Source organism: Alsobacter ponti, from assembly GCF_024294805.1.
Taxonomy (GTDB): Bacteria; Pseudomonadota; Alphaproteobacteria; order Rhizobiales; family Beijerinckiaceae; genus Alsobacter; species Alsobacter ponti.
This window is the reverse complement of record NZ_JANCLU010000044.1, coordinates 1-2,875: the sequence shown is the minus strand read 5'-3', so window position 1 is coordinate 2,875 and position 2,875 is coordinate 1. Positions and strand designations below refer to the sequence as shown.

The following is a 2,875-nucleotide window of genomic DNA, read 5'->3' as shown; positions in this document are numbered from 1 at the left end:
GCGCTCACCCGCGACATATTGCGCGGCCCCCCGGAGGCGGTTCCGCGGCCGCTGCACCGCACGGGGGCCGTGCGGGCTGAACGCCCGCACTTTCGGGGGCGGACTGGCGTCCGCCCGTCAACCGCGCTCCGGAGAGAAGTCCAAAGGGCGGACCTCGTCCGCCCGTTCCCGGAACCCCGGAGCGAAAGCGGAGGGGTATCCGGGATCCAGCGCATGGATGCTGCCGCGAAGCGGCGCTCCATGGAAAAGGCCATTTAGACGCGCTGACGCGCGACATATTGCGCTGGACCCCGGATGCGGTTCCGCTGTCGCTGCACCGCTCCGGGGCCGTGCGGGCTGGAAGCCCGCACTTTCGGGGGCGGACTGGCGTCCGCCCGTCAACCGCGCTCCGGAGAGAAGTCCAAATGGCGGACGCCAGTCCGCCTCGTACCCGGAGCCCTGCAGCGTCAGCGGAGGGGCATTCGGGACCCAGCGCATGGATGTTGCCGCGAAGCGGCGCTTTACAGGCCTTTTTGATTCAGACGCGCTGACGCGCGACATATTGCGCTGGGCCCCGGGCTCGGTTCCGCTTCCGCTGCACCGACCCGGGGACGGGCGGGCCGTTGGCCCGCGCTGTCGGGGGCGGACTGGCGACCGCCGTATGCGCTTTGCTGCATCGGGCCGGCCCCCGGCAGCACGCCTCTGACGTCCCCGGCCGCCTCGAAACCCGGTTAACAGCCCGAGCCTGCCCGCCTGGCGCGAAACATCGCGCCAAGTTTTTTTGCCGTGCCGAAACATTGACCCAAAATAGCAATAAAACATTCATATTGTCTACCTAAAGCTCGTTCAAGTCACCGGCTTGGACTAGCAAAGTTAAGAAGACTCAAAAGAACACTTGCGAGTTGCGGCAGCTAGAGAACAGGTCGGATTGACGAGTTTAATACTTGGCAACAAAACGATACACAGGCCCCAAAATGAAGCACCAACACTCTGCCTTATTTGCGAACCCGGCCGAGGCTCGTGCGACCGCGCCGCTGGACGCGCGCTCCGCGCTCGAATTCAGCCTGCTCCAGGCCCGCTTCGCCGAGCTCGACCTGTCGCTCGACGCGGAGGCTGGGGTGCTGTGGTGCCGGCTCGCGCCGGACGGCCCCCCGAGCTTCACGCCCTCGATGGTGCGAGAGCTGAACGCCCTTCACCGCATGCTGCGCGCCACGGCGGCGGGGCCGCGCGCCAAGGGCGGCCTGCGCTACTACGTGCAGGGCTCGACCATCCCGGGCATCTACAACATGGGCGGCGACCTCGCCTTCCTGGTGCGCAGCGTGCGCGCCGGCGACCGCGAGGCGGTGCGCGCCTACGCGCTGGGCTGCGTCCAGTCCGTCCACGACATCGCCGTCGGGTTCGACCGGGGCGTGGTGACGGTGGGCCTCGTGCAGGGCGACGCGCTGGGCGGGGGCCTGGAGGCGGCGTTGTGCTGCAACGTCATCATCGCCGAGCGCAGCGCCCGCATGGGCCTGCCGGAGATCCTGTTCAACTCCTTCCCCGGCATGGGCGCGTACAGCTTCCTGTCGCGGCGCGTCGGCATGGCGCTGGCCGAGCGCATGATCCTCAGCGGCGACGTCTACACCGCGACGCAGATGGAGGAGATGGGGCTGGTCGACATGGTGGTCGACGACGGCGCGGGCGAGCAGGCGGTGCGCGACTATGTCGGCGCGCCGGACCGGCTGCACCGCGTGCGCAGCGCCATCTACGGCGTGCGCCAGCGCGTCGCGGCGGTGACGCTGGCCGAATTGCGCGAGGTCACCGAGATGTGGGTGGACCTGACCATGGATCTCGGCCACCAGGACCTGCGGCGCATGGAGCGCCTGCAGGCGGCGCAGTCGCGGCGGATCGCCCCGGCCTCGCCGGAAGCCACCGCGCACTGAACCGTCGGGCTCAGCCCGGCGTGGCGGCCGGGGCGCGCGCGAAGCGCCGCTCCGCCCGCCCGCGATAGGCGTCGATCTCCCGGCCGAGCGCGTCCAGCTCCGTGGCCGAAAGGCGCGCGAAGGCGTCGCGGTCGAGATCCTGGAACCGGTCGCAGCGCCACGCCACCTGGTCGGCGCCCACCGCGCCGGCCGCGCTCTTGAGATGGTGGGCGTGGCGGCGGAAGGCGTCGAGATCGCCGCGCTCGAAGGCGCGGCGCAGGGCGGCGAGCCCCTCTTCGGCCTGTCCGACGAACTGGCGCGACAGCCCGTCCGCGAAGCCCGCTCCCCCCAGCCGCTCCAGTTCCCGCGCCCGGTCCTCGCGCAGCGCGTCGGAGGGGGGCGTCGGCGTCGGCTTGGCGGGACGGGCGACGCTGTCGCGCCCGGACGCGACCTCGTCGATCAGCGCCACGAGGTGGCCGGCCGAGACGGGCTTGGAGGCATAGGCGGCCATGCCGGCGGCGCGGCATTTGCGCTGCATCTCCTCGCTGGCGTCGGCGGTGAGGCCGATGATCGGCGCGGCGCGCCCGCCCAGCGCCTGCACGCGGTAGAGCCGGGCCGCCTCCAGCCCGTTCATGCCGGGCATGTTGACGTCCATGATGACCACGTCGAAGGCGCGCTCGGCCAGCGCGTCGAGCGCCGCCTCGCCGTCCTCGACCAGCTCGACCGCGTGGCCCGCCCCTTCCAGGATGGCCTTGATGACGATGCGGTTGGTGGCGTTGTCCTCGGCGACCAGCAGCGACAGCGGTCGCGCGGCGCGCGCCGGCGTCGGCGGCGGGGCGTCCTCGCCGGCGGCGACGCAGTCATAGGCGAGGCGCGCGGCGCGGCCCAGCGCCGCCGCGTCGGCGCGGCGGGGGACGGCGGTGACGTGGTCGATCGGCAGGCGGGCGAGGAAACCGTCGGCGCGTCCAACGCGCTGGCGCTCGCGCCGGGCTCCT

Annotated in this window: 2 protein-coding genes; one reads left to right on the top strand and one right to left on the bottom strand. The window is 71.5% G+C overall.

The genetic code is table 11. The features are described from left to right. Window positions 1–953 precede the first annotated feature (953 nt). Window positions 954–1,901, top strand: coding sequence for a crotonase/enoyl-CoA hydratase family protein (locus tag NK718_RS21785; RefSeq protein WP_254746831.1), 948 nt, complete (start codon window positions 954–956; stop codon window positions 1,899–1,901). Between the two features lie 10 nt (window positions 1,902–1,911). Here NK718_RS21785 and NK718_RS21780 read toward each other — a convergent pair. Then, the coding region (locus NK718_RS21780) for a response regulator (protein ID WP_254746828.1) at window positions 1,912–2,875 on the bottom strand (964 nt) is incomplete at its 5' end.